Below are 16969 nucleotides of genomic sequence, written 5' to 3'. Positions count from 1 at the left end.
TTGAGCTAGATGCCGGCGATATCATCCCGGTTAGCCTCGATGGCCAGCCAGTTCAGCAGGGGAGTGATCGCGGGCCGGGCATATGCGCGCGGCATCACTGCTGCCCGGAAGCCATCGGCTACTCTCGCAAAGCCGAGGGGTGCGACCAGGCGTCCCGATGCGATATCCGCGCGGACTAGTCTCTCCTCGGCCAGCGCCACACCTTTGCCGGTGGCGGCTGCATCAAGGGCGAGAAAGTGATGCATATGCTCGACAAGCCTGTCGGACGCTAGTTGTGTTCCGGACAGGCGTTGCCATGCTTCCCAGGTATGGGCAGCCCCTTTCTGGAAAAGGCGCACGGGAGCGAACCAATGATGATCATCGCGTTTCACGAGATAGCCGGGAGCGCAGACCGGACCATAGAGCGCATCGCCGAGCGGCAGATAATCCTCATATCTGAATGAATCACGCAGCCGATCGTAGCTCAGCAGGATATCGATCTCGCTGTCCGGTGCTCGCATCAGCCTGTTGGTCACGATGCGAACCTCTATCCCCGGATGCTGAGCGTAGAATCGGGGCAGGCGTTGCGAAAGCCATCGAACCGCCAGCGTCGTGCTCAGACCGATGAGGATTGCGCGATCCTCGGCCTCCGTGCGCAAGGCATGCGACACCATGTGCAGATCGTTCAGCAAGGGTGTAAGTAGCCTCGACAACTCTTGGCCCCTTGCTGTCAGTTTCAGGCCGTTGCCGTTTTTCTCGAAAAGGTGGCCTCCAACATCGTCGCTCAATTGGCGGATCTGCTTGCTCACCGAGCTGTGCGTGCGCCTGAGTTCACTGGCCGCCGCCGTCACCGATCCGAGACGGGCAGTCGCTTCGAAGGCTAGAAGCGCAGGCAAGGGGGGCAGGCGTCGCATCTATGTTCCATTCGTTCGCTTGCCTCCGTGCCAGGAGGCTATCGGGATGGCCGGTATCGTTGTTGCGCCCATCGGCTTTGTAGGGGCGGGGTTCCCGATCCCCGCGCCACGCTACAGAATGCCTCTCGTCAATTGCGGCTCCAGGCTGAGCATGAACTTCCAGAGCAGCGCCTTGTCGAATTGCCCCTGGCAGGTCAGCATCCACTTCAGGGCCTCCTGGGACGACCAGCCCTTTTTATAGGGCCGCGATGCGGTCAGGGCGTCGAACACGTCGCAGATCGTTGTCATGCGCACGTAAAGGCTGAGGTCGGCGCCCGATAAGCGATCCGGATATCCGCTGCCGTCGGGACGCTCGTGATGATGTCGACAGATATCCGCCAGCAGGGGAGGGAGAGTTTCCATCCGGTCGAGCAATTGCGCGCCTTTTTCTGCATGGCTTTCCATAACGCGCCGCTCCGGAGGGTCAAGCGGTCCTTGCTTCTGGAGTATGGCCTGGGGGATCAGCAGTTTGCCGATATCGTGCAGCAGCCCGGCGAGACAGAGCAGCTCAGCGAGACCTTGCTCAAGCTCAAGCGCGAGCGAGAAGTTCCACAGTAGTGCCGCAACGGCGAGTGAATGCGTGTAGGTCGCCGTATCCTGTGCCCGAAGTCTGGTCATTCCGAGATAGAGCGATGGGTTTTCCCGCATCGCCCTGGCGATATCAGTGACTATTGGAGCAAAGCTGTCAGGACTTGTCTGCCGCCCGGTCCGGATATCCTCCATGAGGCGCTTTGCCAGAGAGAGGTTGCGCTGGACATTCCATTTCATCTCCTGCAGCCGCGCTCTTGGCGACAATTTGTATCGGCCCGCCGTTTGGGGGCCGGGAGCTGCAGCCGCCGCATCGGATTGGGCTCCGAGGTCGGTATTGATGAAGATGCCACTGATATTGCTGTTTCGGATCGCTTCAATCTGCGTGAGATCCTCGACCTTGAAGCGTCGCCCGACATTTCGCTCGGCGGTCCAGATTCCCTCCACCGCTTCAATGAACATGCCGAGCGTCAGTTGAGATTTGTCGATTTTGACGATCGGCATATGTCACCGGTGGCCTCGCGATTGCAGATCAGTCGAGGCTTTGTAAGGAGAGTGTATCTTGAGAGTGTTCTGTATAGTTCGAAATAACTCACGACGACTCTCAATATAATTAAATTAGCATTCATCGAATACGTGGCTGCGACACGCCGTAAATGCAGTTGTTTGTGGGTTATTACGAGAGAAGTCCACAGAAGACTCGACTAGTGCGAGGAAATAGGGAATGGAACTGCATATTTGTTCTGCATATATTATCTACACATCAATTATGCGGAATAAAATTGAGAAATATTCGGGCCTCTGTGAGTAGATGGAACATAGATGCGACGTTTGCCCCCTCTTTCGGCGCTCCCGGCTTTCGAAGCCACGGCGCGTCTTGGTTCGGTAACAGCTGCGGCCAATGAATTGGGACGCACGCATGGTGCGATCAGCAAGCAGATCCGGCAGCTGAGTGACGATCTGGGCGGCGGTCTTTTCGAACGAAGCGGCAACGGTCTGAAGTTGACAGGACGTGGCGAGAGGCTGCTGCGTTCGGTGACGCCTCTCCTGAATGAAGTTGGCGCGTTATCAGTGGTCCTGCGCATGGAAATCGACGGGCGTCCGCTCGTGATCGGCGCGAGCGCTACCCTGGCGGGCCGGTGGCTCACCAAGCGGCTGCCGCGATTTTACGAGCGGTTTCCGGGGATCGAGGTGCGCGTGCTGACGACCGGTCAGGTCAAGGTTCCGGACTACGAAATTGATATACTGCTGAGCTATGATCGTCTGCGCGGAAAGGCCAGGCACGACGAACAGGTGCCGCTTGGTGATGCATATTATGGGCCGGTCTGCGCGCCGGGTTATGATATGGAGCAGAGGCAGGATCGATGGTTCACCCCGGTCCGTCTCGTCCAAGTCGGGGCGGAACACAGCTGGATCGCATGGCAGGATCTGTCCGGCACGCAGCTGCAGTCCAGCAAGCTCGTGGAGCATGCCCATCACTTCCTAGCGCTCGAGGCGGCAGCCGCAGGGATGGGCGTAGCACTTGCCGAGGAACGGCTGGTCAGGGCGGATATCGCTTCGGGACATCTCGTCGCACCATTTGGCTTCACACGGGTCGGCGGTGGATTTCTGGCGATGGTCATGCCGCGTGCACGCGGTCGTCCTTTCGTGGCGGCACTTCTCGATTGGTTGATTTCGGAGGCGGGTCAATAAGGGCTACGGCCCCGGTTTGTCCGCTTGGCGCTCTAAATTCTCACGACCGCGATCGATATTGGCTGCGCGTGCGGGTCGACACTGAAGCTATATCGTTTGCCCCGGGCTTGCGGCAGCGCGACGACAACGCCCGGGCATTTGCCAATTTTCCGCCATGGTTGTGATGCGAAACATTCTCGATGCCACCGATATGGTTGGGGTTCGACGCATTGAACGGCGTTTCCCGGATGGCCGTTCAGATCGCCAAATCTCCTTCGTCTGGCTTGAAACAGTTCTGATTGTGAACAAAATGGTTTCACTGCCGGGAAGTCTTCAATCCTTTGCATCTTTGAGACGTGCATGTGCATGAAGGTTGTGGCGCTGAAGGTCGACCGATCTCGCGCCGTTTGAGTAGGTCTGCAATAAATGGTCAATGAAATATCTGCCTCCAAGGCTGTTCCTGATGCCGGTGCCCCAGCGGCTTCATTCAACGCTGTCTCGTCCGAAGACTTCAACGAATTTTGGCGATTTCCGCTCGCCGTCCTGTTTGTCGGCATTCTGGCCGGCTTATCGGGAATGTTGCTGGCGCTGCTCCTGCATGGGCTGCAGCATCTCGCCTTCGGATATAGTCTGGATGTGATCATCGGCCATGTAAGCTTTCTTGAGGGTGTCGAAGCATCCTCTTCGATAAGACGGGTCGTGGTACTTCTGTGCTGCGGCGCGATAGCGGGTGTCGGATGGTGGACCGTCTATACGTTCGGCCGCCCTTTGGTTTCCATTCGCAAGGCCGTGGCCCATCCCGATGCGCCGATGCCCGTTGCTGAAACGACGGGGCACGCGCTGCTGCAAATCATCACCGTGGCGCTTGGGTCGCCGCTCGGACGTGAGGTTGCTCCCCGGGAAATCGGTGCCCTGATTGCCGGATTGCTGGGAAGGGCGCTCGGACTTTCGCGTGAGGATCTGCAGATACTCATAGCCTGTGGTGCCGGCGCCGGTCTTGCCGCCGTCTATAATGTGCCCTTTGCCGGCGCGCTCTTCACTCTCGAAGTGCTGCTTGTGACCTTCAGGCCGAGAGTGGCCATTGCGGCTCTCTTTACGGCGGCGATAGCTTCTTATGTTGCATGGGTCGGCTTGGGGGATGAATCGCAATATGTCCTGCCGCCTTTGGATACGGGATTTTCCCTTGTCATATGGGCTGCGATCGGCGGCCCGGTTTTTGGCTGCGCCGGCTTCTATTATCGGCGGATCGCCAATTGGGCGCGTGAGAAGGCGCCGCGTGCATCGCCGAAAATCATATCCTACAGCATTGCGGCATTTGGTCTTATCGGGCTCCTCTCGATCGGCTTTCCGCAACTGCTCGGAAATGGCAGAGGTCCGATCCAACTAGGTCTGAACGGCAATATCACCGTCGGCCTTGCGATGGCGCTCCTTTTCTTGAAGCTGTTTGCAACGACTCTGAGCCTCAGGGCCGGCGCCGAAGGTGGCCTGTTGACGCCAGGAATGACGATAGGCGCCCTGATTGCTATTGTCCTCGGCGGCGTGTGGAACGCTTTCGGCCTTCCGCCGATCGTGGTCGGGGCATCCGCGCTGATCGGCGCCGGCGCATTTCTTGCGGTATCGATGAACATGCCGCTGACAGCCATTGCGCTGACTTTCGAATTCACCGGTGCAAATCGAGACTTTTATATTCCCATACTGGTTGCCGTGTCGCTCGCGGTGGCGGGCGCAAAGCTGCTAGAAAATTTGGAAGTTGCCGGGGCAGCAAGGCGCAAAGCTGCCATCGGGTGATGGATGAGGGGATGGCCTGCACCGTCAGAAATGATGGCATTGGCGAAGGCTTGGAAGATCATCGAACCGAGTTGCGGCGGCGATTACTGGAGTATGGCAAATCTGCCATATCCTCACATGTGCTGTGCTTCCGGCGTCGGCCAGGCCCGGAAGTGCCGTTGATTTAGCTGGCTTGCCCCTTTATTTCTCACGCTGAAAGAAGAGGTCAGCTAGCCATGGATAATGAAACGAGCCTCCGAAACGAGCGCAAGCGCGGCTCCGGCGTGAAGGTGGTCTACGATATCTTGCGGGACGAGATTCTGGACCTGGAACTGCCGCCCGGCAGCCCCATCGACGAGGTGCAGCTTTCCGAGCGCTTCGGCATGTCGCGCACGCCGATCCGCGAAGCGTTGGTGCGGCTTGCGGGCGAGGGGCTGATCGATACACTGCCGAACCGTTCGACCATGGTATCGCAGATCGACTTTCTCAACATGCACAGCTATTTCGATGCGCTGGTGCTGATGTATCGGGTCACGACACAGCTTGCGGCGAAATATCACCGGCCTGAAGATCTCGAGGGCGTTCGCGCGCTGCAATCCGATTTCGCCGATGCGGTCGAGGCACAGGACGCGCTTGCGATGATCTCCACCAATGCAGCGCTGCATCTCGCGATCGCCGAAGCCGGGCGCAATCCCTATTTTACCAGCCTCTTCTCGCGTCTGTTGAACGAAGGCAGGCGCCTGCTGCGCCTTTACTACCAATCCTACAATGATCGGCTTCCGCGCCGCTTCGTCGAGGAGCACGATGAAATCATCGCTGCCATTGCGGCACGCGATATCGAACTTGCCGAGCGTCTGGCGCGCGAACATGCCGAGCAGATCGTTGCGCAGATCCAGAAATTGCTGGTGCGCGGCGACCGCCTCGATGTCAGCCTCTAGTTTGCATATTTCTTGTCGACAAAATAAATACAAAGGTATATCAATGCTGCAAAGACGGTGAGGCGCGGCTGCGGCTCGTTGCCGATCCATCCAGAGCCCAAGAGGATAGACAGATGAAAGCCAGCATTTTTTCCGGGGTGATCCCCGCTTTGATGACGCCCTGCAAGCCGGATCGTAGCCCCGATTTCGATGCGCTGGTGCGTAAGGGCAAGCAGTTGATCGCGGCGGGAATGTCGGCTGTCGTCTATTGCGGTTCGATGGGTGATTGGCCGCTGCTTACCGATGCGCAGCGCATGGAAGGCGTGGAACGGCTGGTCAAGGCGGGCGTGCCCGTCATCGTCGGCACCGGCGCCGTCAACACGGCATCGGCCGTCGCGCATGCGGCGCATGCCCAGAAGATCGGGGCTCAAGGCCTCATGGTTATCCCGCGCGTGCTGTCGCGTGGTTCGGTGATCGCCGCCCAGAAGGCGCATTTCAAGGCGATCCTCACGGCAGCGCCCGATCTCCCTGCCGTCATCTACAACAGCCCCTATTATGGCTTTGCCACGCGTGCCGACCTGTTCTTCGCGCTGCGCGCCGAGCACGCCAATCTCGTCGGCTTCAAGGAATTCGGCGGTCCGGCCGACATGCGCTACGCCGCTGAAAACATCACCAGCCGCGACGATGACGTATCGCTGATGATCGGTGTCGACACCGCCGTTGTCCACGGCTTCGTCAATTGCGGTGCAACGGGCGCCATCACCGGCATCGGCAACGTCCTGCCGAGGGAAGTCATCCATCTGTGCAATCTCGCTCAGGCTGCGGCCAAGGGCGATGTCGACGCGCGTCAGCGCGCGCTTGAACTAGAGCAGGCGCTCGCCGTCCTCTCCTCTTTCGATGAAGGTCCGGATCTGGTTCTCTTCTTCAAGCACATGATGGTGCTGAAGGGCGACGAGGAGTACGAACTGCACTTCAATGAAAGCGACGTCCTGAACGATAGCCAGCGCGGTTATGTCGAAGCGCAGTTCAAGCTGTTCAACAGCTGGTACGCCGAGTGGAGCAAGCTTCCCGGCGCCGTGGAGAAGTACAAGGCCTAGGCTGCTGCACTGGCATATGCCCAAAATGCTGGAGGCCCCGAAAGGGGCCTCTTTTCATTATCTTATGTTGCCATTCGCTTACATTTTGATGCCGTTCAGGCGACGGCGTCGAGGCCTTGTTCCAGCAGACGGTCGAGCTGACGGATTTCCTCCGCGTTCAACGGGATACCATCCTTTTCAGCACGGGCACGGGCGGCGAAACGGCGCTGTGAGGGCAGGCGGGCGCCCTGGCCGGCGATGGCTTCGAACAGTATTTCAGCGCGGGCAAGCGGATCGCCTGGCCGACCGACTGCGAAAGCCTGAGGCGAAAAGGCGACGATGAGTTCGCCATGACGCGGGGCAAACGCCGTCGTGCCGAGGTAGTCGAGTGCCTCGCGGCTGGTAAAATCGCCGATCATGATGCCGGCCAGAAGTTCGATCATCGTGCCGATGGCTGAACCTTTATGACCGCCAAACGGCAGCATCGCACCAGCAAGCGCCGCCTCCGGGTCTGTCGTCGGCTGGCCGTCCGCGTCGAGCGCCCAGCCCTCCGGAAGAGACTTGCCGGCGCGCCGATGCAGTTCGATCTCGCCGCGCGCGGCGACCGAGGTTGCAAAGTCGAAAACGTAAGGCGGATTGTCGAGGCGTGGCCAGCCGAAGGCGAAGGGGTTGGTGCCTAGGAGTGGTGCCGTGCCTCCGGCGGGTGCCACCGTGGAATAGCTCGGACACATGGCGAAGGCGGCAAGGCCTCGATCCGTCAGCGCCTCCACTTCCGGCCAAAGGGCGGCGAAATGCGTGCAGTCGTTGATGGCAAGCGCTGCGATGCCGAAGCGGCGAGCCTTCTCCGCAAGAGCCGGCACGCCAAGCTCGAACGCCGCGTTGGAAAAGCCGCTCTTGGCGTCCACGCGAACGATAGCGGAGCCCTCCTGCTCCTCCAGCACCGGCACGGCATCCGGTCGTGCCTTGCCGGCTTTAACCGCCCGCAGCACGCCTTCGATGCGGTAAATGCCGTGGGATTTGCAGGCGTCGCGCTCGCCGGCGACGATGACCCGCGCGATCGCGCCGGCCTGCTGCGAATTGAAGCCGGCTTTCGAAAGGATCGCCACGACGCGGCTTTGCAGCGCATCCGGCGTCAGGGTGGTCACGTCGCTCATCTGAATTCTCTCCCGTTATTTCGCCTTGCTTGCATCATAGGTGCGAAAATCTAAAATACAAAAAGTATACAAAAAATCGACACGAGAACAAGCTGTCCTCTTGGGCATTTCAGCGCCTTGGCTATCCAAAGGGAAGACCGTGGCTTTCACGCTCCACTGAAATCGTATCTCCGTCCCTTCGGCATGAAGCCAAACTCTCGTTTATCGCTTCCGATCTGAGGTCGAAAACGCGAAGTTCCACCGCGTCCTCCCCATGCTTCTGAATTCTTTTTGTATACTACATGTATTTTCAATTTGATTTGCGCCGGCAAAAAGCGTTTATTGACCGCGGCCGCGAATGGCCGATCAAACGGGAGGACAAATTCTAATGAAAAAAATAGTCATCGCATTCGGCCTTCTGGCCGCTGTTACAGCTATCACGCCGGCTAAAGCCGATAAGCTTGATGATATCATCTCCTCGGGAACGCTCCGTTGCGCCGTCGTGCTCGATTTCCCGCCCATGGGCTCGCGCGACGCGAACAACAATCCGATTGGCTTCGACGTCGACTATTGCAACGATCTGGCCAAGGCGCTCGGCGTCACGGCCGAGATCGTCGAAACGCCGTTCCCCGAGCGCATTCCGGCGCTGATGTCCGGCCGCGTCGACGTCGGCGTTGCCTCGACCTCGGATACGCTGGAGCGGGCCAAGACCGTCGGCATGACCGTTCCTTATTTCGCCTTCGAAATGGCCGTCACCTCCAACGACAAGTCGGGCATCAAGTCCTTCGAAGACATGAAGGGCAAGATCGTCGGCGCAACCGCCGGCACCTACGAGGCGATCGCGCTCGAAAAGCAGGTCAAGGAGTGGGGCACAGGCGAGTTTCGCCCGTATCAGACGCAGGCTGATGTCTTCCTGGCGCTGAGCCAGGGCCAACTCGATGCGACCGTTTCCACCTCGACCGTCGCCCAGGCAACCGTGAAATCAGGCAAATTCGCCGGCATCTCCGTCGTCGGCAAGGCACCGTTCCAGACGGATTACGTCTCTCTCTTCACTAATCGCGAAGAATACGGCCTCATCAACTATCTCAACCTCTTCATCAACCAGCAAGTCCGCACGGGCCGCTACGCCGAGCTCTACGAAAAGTGGGTCGGCGGCGCCCTGCCGTCCCTGACTGTCAATAGCGTCTATCGCTAATCGGATCGATTTCAACGACGGCGTGGCCATGACGGCCGCGCCGTTTGACCTTCCGAAAGGTGGACGTTCATGTTCAGCTACACCTTCCACTGGAACCAGGCCTTCAAGGTACTGCCGCAGCTGCTCGATGGCGCGGTCGTCACCCTGCAGATCGCTGTTCTGTCGATGGCGATCGGTCTTGCCTGCGCCCTGGCGCTGACGCTCTTCCGGCTTTCTGGCAGCCGGCTGCTTTCCGGTATCGCTTCGGCTTGGGTGGAGATCGCCCGCAATACGCCGGCGCTTTTTCAGATTTACATGGCCCATTTCGGGCTCGGCAATTTCGGCATTCACTTGAGCCCCTATACGGCGCTGCTGGTTGGCATCGCCTTCAACAATGCCGGATATCTTGCCGAGAATTTCCGCGGCGCGCTGAAGGCAATCCCCGATACGCAGACGCGTGCAGGCCGGTCTTTGGGCATGACATCGCTGCAGGCCTTCCGGCTGATCGTTTTGCCGCAGATGCTGCGTATCGCATTCCTCCCGATCACCAACCAGATGGTCTGGGCAATCCTGATGACGTCGCTCGGTGTCACCGTTGGCATGAGCACCGATCTTGCCGGCGTCACGCAGGAGCTGAATGCGCGGTCATTCCGCACCTTCGAATTCTTCGCGCTGGCCGCGGTGATCTACTACCTGATCGCCAAGCTCGTCACACTTGCAGCCCGGCTCGCCGCCTGGCGTATGTTTCGCTACTGAGGGGGTGAGAGATGTTCGATACCGCGCTCACCTGGAATGATCTCCTCTTCCTGGCCAAAGGTGCCTGGATGACACTCGTGGTGACCGGCGTGTCCGTTGCAGCAGGCACTGTCCTTGGGATCGTCTTCGGGATCATCCGCGTCCAGGCTGGATCGATCTGGTCGGCGCCGCTGACCTTCCTGCTGGACGTGTTTCGTTCGGTACCGTTGCTCATCCAGCTGGTTCTCGGAAATGCACTGCAGGCGATCCTGAAGCTCGGTTGGGCGCCATTCACCACGTCCTGCGTGGTGCTGTCGCTCTATACCGCCGCTTATTGCACTGAAATCGTGCGCGGCGGCATTGCCGCGGTTCCGCCCAACACCCGTCGCGCCGCCCGCTCGCTCGGCATGAGCTGGCGGCAGGACATGTGCTACATCGTGGCGCCGCTTGCCACGCGCGTCGCGCTTCCCTCATGGATCGGTCTTTCGCTCGGGGTCATGAAGGATTCCGCGCTGGTCCTGTGGCTGGGACTGATCGAGCTGTTGCGCGCCTCGCAGGTCCTCGTGACCCGCCTGCACGAGCCGCTGCTGATCCTGACGATCTGCGGCGTGATCTACTTCATTATCAGCTTCCCGATCGCCCGCCTCGGCGGTTATCTCGAAAAACGGTGGTCCCCCAATGATTGAGATCGAAAATGTCCGCAAGTCCTTCGGACCGCTCGAAGTGCTGAAGGGGATCAACCTCACCGTCAACAAGGGCGAGGTTGTCACCATCATCGGCGGCTCCGGTTCCGGCAAGTCGACGCTTCTGACCTGCATCAATGGTCTGGAGCCGATCGATTCCGGCCGCATCCGCATCGACGGCACGGAAGTGCATGCGAAATCGACTGACCTCAACAAGTTGCGCCGCAAGGTCGGCATTGTCTTTCAGCAGTGGAATGCGTTCCCGCATTTGACCGTGCTTGAGAATGTCATGCTAGCGCCGCGCAAGGTGCTTGGCCTCGGCAGGCAGCACGCCGAGGAAATGGCGGTCAAGCAGCTGACGCATGTCGGCTTGGCCGAAAAGCTTTCCATCTATCCGACCCGTCTGTCCGGTGGTCAGCAGCAGCGCATGGCGATTGCAAGAGCGCTTGCCATGTCGCCGGAATATATGCTGTTTGACGAGGTGACATCAGCGCTCGATCCCATGCTGGTCGGCGAGGTGCTTGATACGTTGAAGATGCTGGCGGAGGAGGGGATGACTATGATCTGCGTGACGCATGAAATGGCGTTTGCCCGCGATGTCTCGGATCGAGTCGCCTATTTCCATCAGGGCGTCATGACCGAGATCGGCAAGCCCGAGCAGATTTTTGGCGCCCCGCAGCATCCTGAAACGCAGAAGTTCCTTGCGAGTGTACGCTGATGTCGAGACCTGACATTATCGTCATCGGGGCCGGTGTGGTCGGCCTTTCGGCCGCGATTGCGGCCCAGTCGCGCGGCTTGAGCGTCTTGTTGGTCGATCGCGAGGGGCCGGCAGCAGGTGCATCAGCCGGTAATGCCGGCGCCTTTGCCTTCACGGATATCCTGCCACTGGCGTCTCCCGGCATTTTGAAGAAGGCGCCGAAATGGCTCCTCGACCCCCTTGGACCACTGTCGGTGCCGCCGGCCTATGCGTTGCAGATTGCACCCTGGATGTTCCGCTTCTGGCGGGCCTGCCAGCCCTCGCGCGTCGCTCACTCCACGGCGGCCCAGACGAGCCTGATGGATTTGTCCAAGGCGGAGCTGGAACCGTTCCTTGCCGCGACAGGAACGCTCTCGATGCTGCGCAAGGAGGGCAATCTCCAGGTCTATGAGAGCGAGGCGGAATTCCAGGCTTCGCTGCCCGGCTGGGATGTGCGCCGCAATCACGGCATTGAATTCCAGCATCTGAAAGCTGACGAGATGGCGGCAATCCAGCCCGGGCTTGCCTCACGCTTTATGCTCGGCACCTTCACGCCCGGCTGGTATTCCATTGCCGATCCCAAGCTTTACACGCTGGCGCTGGCCTCGCATTTTCGCAGCCGTGGCGGCGTCATTGAGATATCGGAGATTTCCGCGCTCCGCGCGATCCCCGCGGGGATCGAGGTGGTGGCGACGGATGGAAAGCTGCGTCAGGCCGGCAAGGTCGTCCTCGCCGCCGGCGCCTTCTCGCATCGGATTGCCAAAACACTCGGCGAACATATCCCGCTCGAAACCGAACGCGGTTACAACACGACGCTCCCGTCCGATGCCTTCGATCTGCGCACGCAGATAACCTTTGGCGGCCATGGATTCGTCGTCAGCAAGCTTTCGACCGGTATCCGTGTCGGTGGTGCGGTGGAACTGGGCGGATTGGCCCTGCCGCCGAACTTTCGCCGTTCCGAAGCGATGCTGCAGAAGGCCCGCACCTTCCTGACCGGCCTCAGGCCGGAGGGCGGCAAGCAGTGGATGGGCTTCCGGCCGTCGCTGCCCGACAGCCTGCCCGCGATCGGCCGCGCCAAGGCGACGCCGGATGTGATCTATGCTTTCGGCCATGGCCATCTCGGCCTGACCCAATCGGCCGGTACGGCGTGTATCGTTGCCGACCTCCTCACGGGACGGATGCCGGCGATTGATCTCGCGCCGTTCTCGCCGCAACGCTTCTGACAGAAACCGTAAGATCACGTTCACCTCCCTACGTATCGGTGATCATGATCTCCTGCATATGGACTTTGGTGACATGAACCATACGGCATCGGCTCGCAGTATTATGGGCGGCACGGCGGAGGGCCGTGTCGTCGCCACGCAGGAAGCGCTCAGCTTCTGGGGTGGGGTCGATCCCGCCACCGGCAAGGTGATCGATATCCATCATCCCCTGCATGGCGAATGTCTGACGGGCGCGATACTGATGATGCCGTCGAGCCGGGGCTCCTGCACCGGCTCCGGCGTGCTGCTCGATCTCGCGCTGACCGGCCGCGCACCGGCTGCTCTGATCTTTTGTGAAGTCGAGGATGTACTGACGCTCGGCGCGCTTGTCGCTGCCGAAATGTTCGCCAGGCAGCTGCCGGTCGTGCGCCTCCAGCCAGATGTCTTTGCCCGTCTATCTAAGGCAAAGACCATCCGGATTGAAACCGCTGCCGTTGTGGCGGACGGCGAGACCATCGCGCTTCTGCCGCCGGCGACCTCGGCGCTCGCACTGACGGACGGCGACCGCTCCATGCTTGATGGTGACGAGGGTGTCGCGGTTGCCCAGGCCATGCGCATCTTGACTGCCATGGCCGCACAGCAAGGTGCCACTTCCCTCATCGACGTGACGCAGGCGCATATCGACGGATGCATCTATGCGAGCCCGGCCAATCTTACCTTTGCAGAGAAAATGGCCGATCTCGGCGGCCACGTGCGCGTACCCACGACCATGAACGCCATTTCGGTCGACCACGCCAATTGGCGGTCGCAGGGCGTGCCGGAGGGTTTCGGCGATCCCGCCGCGCGGCTGGCGGATGCCTATGTGCGCATGGGCTGTCGCCCGACTTTCACGTGTTCTCCCTATCTGCTCGGCAGCGCGCCGGGCGCCGGCGAGGCGATCGGCTGGGCCGAGTCCAATGCCGTCATTTTCGCCAACAGCGTGCTTGGCGCGCGCACGGCCAAACACCCAGACTTCTTGGATCTCTGCATCGCCTTGACCGGTCGTGTCCCGCTTTCAGGCGTCTATCTCGATCAAAACCGCAAGGCGACACGTATCCTCGATGTCGAGTTGCCCGAGGGCCGTGACGATGCCTTCTGGCCGCTTATCGGCTATCTCGCCGGCAGGGCCTCGCCGGATCGCATTCCATTGCTCCGCGGTCTTGCTCTAGGAAACCCATCCCGCGACGATCTGAAGGCGCTTTGCGCGGCTTTCGGCACGACGTCCGCAGCGCCCATGCTGCATGTCGAAGGCGTAACGCCGGAGGCTGCCGATGCTATCAATCCGAATGGCGATCGCTTCGCAATCACACGTGCCGACATGGCTTCTGCCTGGAAGATGCTGAACGAGGGGCCGGATGCCGTCGAGCTCGTGGCCATCGGCAGCCCGCACGCCTCGCTAGCCGAATGTCGCGCGCTCGCCGACGCCTTTGCCGGCCGGCGACGGCTGCCTGACGTGATGGTCATCGTCACGGCGGGACGCGACGTCATCACCGCTGCCGAGGCGGATGGGACGCTTGCGCGATTGCGGGCGAGCGGCGTAGAGGTTCTGCCCGACCTTTGCTGGTGCTCGATCTCGGAGCCGGTCTTTCCGCCCGGAACGCGCGCGGTCATGACGAATTCGGGCAAATACGCGCATTACGGGCCGGGCCTCAGTGGTCGGGTCGTGCGTTTCGGCAGCGTTGCCGATTGCGTGCAGGCAGCGATCGCGGGACGTGTTCCGGCGGATCCGCCAAACTGGCTGTAAGCGGCATTCGGCATCGGGATTGGCTGCGATATCGATGTGTCCCGTATCGGGGCTCCCATGGTAGGGAGCCGGTCCCTTGGGCAGGCGTTTGACGCGCTTGCGCGAGGGAAGGAGATGACGATATTGAGGAGAGGATGCGGTCTCGCAACCGTTGATCACCTCACGCCGTTTCCAGGGAACAAAGACTGCATGCCTCTCAATATCGAAGAGATACCCAATCTGGGAAAGGCGCCGAGCACATCCGATGTGATCCTGAAGTTCATCCGCGATGCCATTGCCGACGGCTCGCTCGACGAAGGCGAGCCGATCCGCCAGGACGATGTCGCGCGTCTCTTCAATGTCAGCAAGATCCCGGTTCGCGAGGCGCTGAAGCGCCTTGAGGCCGAAGGGTTGGTGGAGTTCCATCGTAACAGGGGCGCGATCGTTACCAGCGTTTCGGAGCCGGAAATCGTGCAGATCTTCGAGGTGCGGAGCATTCTGGAATCCAGCGCCCTCAAGCTGTCGGTTCCGTTCATGACGGAGAGAACCTTCAGAACGGCGCGGACCTATTGCGACGCCTTTATGGAGGAAGCCGATGTCGCGCGCTGGTCCGAGCTGAACTGGCAATTCCACAGTTGTCTCTATGAGGACGCGCAAAGACCCTATCTGGTCAGCACGATCCGCTCCGTCAACGACCGTCTCGAGCGCTATTTGCGGGTGCAACTGACCCTGTCGAACGGCAAGGAAACGGCAGACCGCGAGCATCGCCACCTGCTGGCCCTCTGCGAAGCGGGCGATGTCGATAGGGCGGCCGCATTCTTGACCGATCATATCATGCAGGCTTGCCGGTCGCTCCTCCACCATCTTCCCAACCGCCGCAGCTGACTTGTGGGCGGCAAAGCATCCAGCCCCCGGCGGGTAGGTTGCGCAGTCACCCTTCATTCTCCAGATCCGTCTTGAGCCTGTCCAGGATTGTCACGGCATGTTCGGCATAGCTGCCGATCCATCGATCGTGGATGTGCTTGATCGGCAGCGCGTTGAGATGATTCCAGCGCTCGCGCCCTTCGCGGCGAGTGATGATCAGGTCGGCGTTTTCCAGCACCTTGAGGTGCTGCATCACCGTGCAGCGATCCATGTCGGCGAAGGTCTCGCAAAGCATGCCGGTGGTTTGCGCCTCGTGCTTGAGCCGATCCAGCATCGCCCGTCGGCGGGGATGCGCCAGCGCTTTGAAAATCAGGTCGTCGTCCGGCTCGCTTGACATGTTATATTTTTATAACATATTTTGGCGTCGTGCAATGAGAAAGGGTTTGATGAAGCGGAAGTTCGAGAATGCGTGTCGGGCCGACAAACCGGTGCAAGCGGCAAAGTCACCAGCCACTGCTCTCGCGCACCGCCAACCAAATGCTGCTGAAACCTTGAGGAAAAGACATGACAACGACGATCTATGGCGGCATCGATATCGCCATGAAGGTGCCGCCGCATCAATATCAGGCTATGCTCGCCTTCTATCGCGACGTCGTCGGCCTGACGCCGATTACCGACAAGGCGCCCGCCGTGGGCTTCGAACTCGGGCCGAACAAACTCTGGCTCGATGAGGCGCCGGGGCTTAGCCAGGCCGAGATCTGGCTGGAACTCTTCACCGAGCGCTTCGATCAGGCCGCTGAACGGCTTGAGAAGGCTGGCGTCGTGCGCTGCGATGCCATAGAGCCGTTGCCGGAAGGCTTCAAGGGCGGCTGGATCACCAGCCCGGCCAATATCATCCACATGGTGCGTGAACCGAACGCCTGGTGATAGTGACGCGCACTCAGCTTATGCGAGGAGTGCGCTCTAGCCAGCGCGCATTAGGGTGTCGGCGATCGGTCCAACTTGGCTCAATGGCTTAGACGACTGTTTCGCCGCCATCGACGACGAGGATCTGGCCTGTCATATAGGAGGAGCGGTCGGAAACGAGGAACAGGATTGGCTCGGCAATTTCGGAGACGTCGGCCCATCGTCCGAGCGGTACTTTTTCGGCGATATAGCCCTCGATGGCGCTGCGTCCTCCCATCTGCGCAATGAATGGCGCATTGAACGGGGTGTCGACCCAGCCGGGGCAGAGCGCGTTGACGCGGATGCCGAAACGGGCATAGTCGCCGGCCATCTGCCGGGTCATGGCGATGACCGCATGCTTGGAGGTAGTGTAGGCGATCATCTCGCGGTCATAGAGCACGCCTGACGACGACGAGGTGTTGAGAATGACACCCTTGCCCGCTTTCTTCATGACGGGCATGACGAAGCGCGAAGCCATGAAATGCGCGCGGACATTCAGGTTCCAGGACGTATCGAAGCCGGAAACCGCGACCTCCTCCAGATTGCCCGCTACCTGAGAGCCTGCATGATTGTGCAGGATATCGATGCGGCCGTGCCGTGCTGCGATCTTGGCGATACCGGCATCGAGCGCCTGGTCATCCATGACGTCGACAACGAGGCTTTCGGCAGTTCCGCCAGCCTTCGCGATCTGGCTTGCGGTTTCCTCGGCGTTTGCCGAATCGATGTCGGCGACGATCACATGCGCACCTTCGCGCGCCATGATCAGCGCGCCGGCGCGGCCGATGCCGGAGCCGGCTCCGGTGACGATTGCGACCCGATCCTTGAGTATCATGTGTTTTCCCTG

Annotated in this window: 17 protein-coding genes; 12 read left to right on the top strand and 5 right to left on the bottom strand. The window is 60.2% G+C overall.

Translation table 11 applies throughout. From position 1 onward, the window contains the following. Positions 1-5: 5 nt before the first annotated feature. Both BJ928_RS08055 and BJ928_RS08050 read right to left on the bottom strand, forming a co-directional pair. Positions 6-893 carry a LysR substrate-binding domain-containing protein gene (locus BJ928_RS08055; RefSeq protein WP_047635418.1) on the bottom strand — a complete coding sequence of 296 codons (888 nt, stop codon included), beginning with the start codon at positions 891-893 and terminating at the stop codon, positions 6-8. Between the two features lie 111 nt (positions 894-1004). Next, positions 1005-1964 carry an HD-GYP domain-containing protein gene (locus BJ928_RS08050; RefSeq protein ID WP_047635417.1) on the bottom strand — a complete coding sequence of 320 codons (960 nt, stop codon included), beginning with the start codon at positions 1962-1964 and terminating at the stop codon, positions 1005-1007. A 318-nt stretch (positions 1965-2282) separates the two neighbouring features. Between BJ928_RS08050 and BJ928_RS08045 the strand changes: the two genes are divergently transcribed. From BJ928_RS08045 to BJ928_RS08030, 4 genes are all read left to right on the top strand, one after another. Then, positions 2283-3152 carry a LysR substrate-binding domain-containing protein gene (locus BJ928_RS08045; RefSeq protein ID WP_047635416.1) on the top strand — a complete coding sequence of 290 codons (870 nt, stop codon included), beginning with the start codon at positions 2283-2285 and terminating at the stop codon, positions 3150-3152. 405 nt (positions 3153-3557) lie between these two features. Further along, positions 3558-4919 (top strand): chloride channel protein, encoded by a 1362-nt coding sequence (locus BJ928_RS08040; protein ID WP_052227906.1) that lies wholly within the window; start codon positions 3558-3560, stop codon positions 4917-4919. Between the two features lie 215 nt (positions 4920-5134). Beyond that, entirely contained in the window at positions 5135-5836 is a 702-nt protein-coding gene (locus tag BJ928_RS08035) for a GntR family transcriptional regulator (protein WP_047635415.1), read from the top strand. Between the two features lie 113 nt (positions 5837-5949). Then, the gene (locus BJ928_RS08030) at positions 5950-6912 is read left to right on the top strand and encodes a dihydrodipicolinate synthase family protein (protein WP_047635414.1); all 963 of its coding nucleotides are present in this window, start codon (positions 5950-5952) and stop codon (positions 6910-6912) included. Between the two features lie 95 nt (positions 6913-7007). Here BJ928_RS08030 and BJ928_RS08025 read toward each other — a convergent pair whose 3' ends face one another. Then, positions 7008-8045: an Ldh family oxidoreductase gene (locus tag BJ928_RS08025; RefSeq protein ID WP_047635413.1), complete on the bottom strand. Its 1038-nt coding sequence runs from the start codon at positions 8043-8045 to the stop codon at positions 7008-7010. A gap of 367 nt (positions 8046-8412) precedes the next feature. Between BJ928_RS08025 and BJ928_RS08020 the strand changes: the two genes are divergently transcribed. The 7 genes from BJ928_RS08020 (at position 8413) to BJ928_RS07990 (ending at position 15201) form a co-directional block, all read left to right on the top strand. Further along, on the top strand, positions 8413-9219 hold the full coding sequence (locus BJ928_RS08020; protein WP_047635411.1) for a transporter substrate-binding domain-containing protein: 807 nt from the start codon (positions 8413-8415) through the stop codon (positions 9217-9219). Between the two features lie 69 nt (positions 9220-9288). Beyond that, positions 9289-9954, top strand: coding sequence for an amino acid ABC transporter permease (locus BJ928_RS08015; protein ID WP_047635410.1), 666 nt, complete (start codon positions 9289-9291; stop codon positions 9952-9954). An 11-nt stretch (positions 9955-9965) separates the two neighbouring features. Beyond that, complete coding sequence (locus BJ928_RS08010) at positions 9966-10619, top strand: amino acid ABC transporter permease (RefSeq protein WP_047635409.1); 654 nt, start codon at positions 9966-9968, stop codon at positions 10617-10619. Continuing rightward, positions 10612-11334, top strand: a complete 723-nt coding sequence (locus tag BJ928_RS08005) for an amino acid ABC transporter ATP-binding protein (RefSeq protein WP_047635407.1) — start codon at positions 10612-10614, stop codon at positions 11332-11334. The genes BJ928_RS08010 and BJ928_RS08005 overlap by 8 nt, the downstream gene beginning before the upstream one ends. Then, positions 11334-12575 carry an FAD-binding oxidoreductase gene (locus BJ928_RS08000; protein ID WP_047635406.1) on the top strand — a complete coding sequence of 414 codons (1242 nt, stop codon included), beginning with the start codon at positions 11334-11336 and terminating at the stop codon, positions 12573-12575. Before BJ928_RS08005 ends, BJ928_RS08000 begins: the two co-directional genes overlap by 1 nt. Positions 12576-12648: 73 nt before the next feature. Continuing rightward, a complete protein-coding gene (locus tag BJ928_RS07995; RefSeq protein WP_047635519.1) occupies positions 12649-14337 on the top strand; it encodes an aconitase X in 1689 nt (562 codons plus the stop codon). Between the two features lie 189 nt (positions 14338-14526). Continuing rightward, positions 14527-15201 (top strand): GntR family transcriptional regulator, encoded by a 675-nt coding sequence (locus tag BJ928_RS07990; protein ID WP_120296476.1) that lies wholly within the window; start codon positions 14527-14529, stop codon positions 15199-15201. Between the two features lie 46 nt (positions 15202-15247). Here BJ928_RS07990 and BJ928_RS07985 read toward each other — a convergent pair whose 3' ends face one another. After that, positions 15248-15577 (bottom strand): metalloregulator ArsR/SmtB family transcription factor, encoded by a 330-nt coding sequence (locus BJ928_RS07985; RefSeq protein WP_047635696.1) that lies wholly within the window; start codon positions 15575-15577, stop codon positions 15248-15250. Positions 15578-15744: 167 nt separating this feature from the next. Between BJ928_RS07985 and BJ928_RS07980 the strand changes: the two genes are divergently transcribed. Next, positions 15745-16107, top strand: a complete 363-nt coding sequence (locus BJ928_RS07980) for a glyoxalase/bleomycin resistance/dioxygenase family protein (protein WP_047635694.1) — start codon at positions 15745-15747, stop codon at positions 16105-16107. A gap of 88 nt (positions 16108-16195) precedes the next feature. Here BJ928_RS07980 and BJ928_RS07975 read toward each other — a convergent pair whose 3' ends face one another. Then, positions 16196-16957: an SDR family oxidoreductase gene (locus BJ928_RS07975; RefSeq protein WP_047635693.1), complete on the bottom strand. Its 762-nt coding sequence runs from the start codon at positions 16955-16957 to the stop codon at positions 16196-16198. Positions 16958-16969 lie beyond the last annotated feature (12 nt).

The organism is Rhizobium sp. WW_1 (genome assembly GCF_003610155.1).
GTDB classification, from domain to species: domain Bacteria; phylum Pseudomonadota; class Alphaproteobacteria; order Rhizobiales; family Rhizobiaceae; genus Rhizobium; species Rhizobium tropici_A.
The sequence above is the reverse complement of the archived record's forward strand: the minus strand, read 5'-3'. Positions and strand labels throughout refer to the sequence as shown.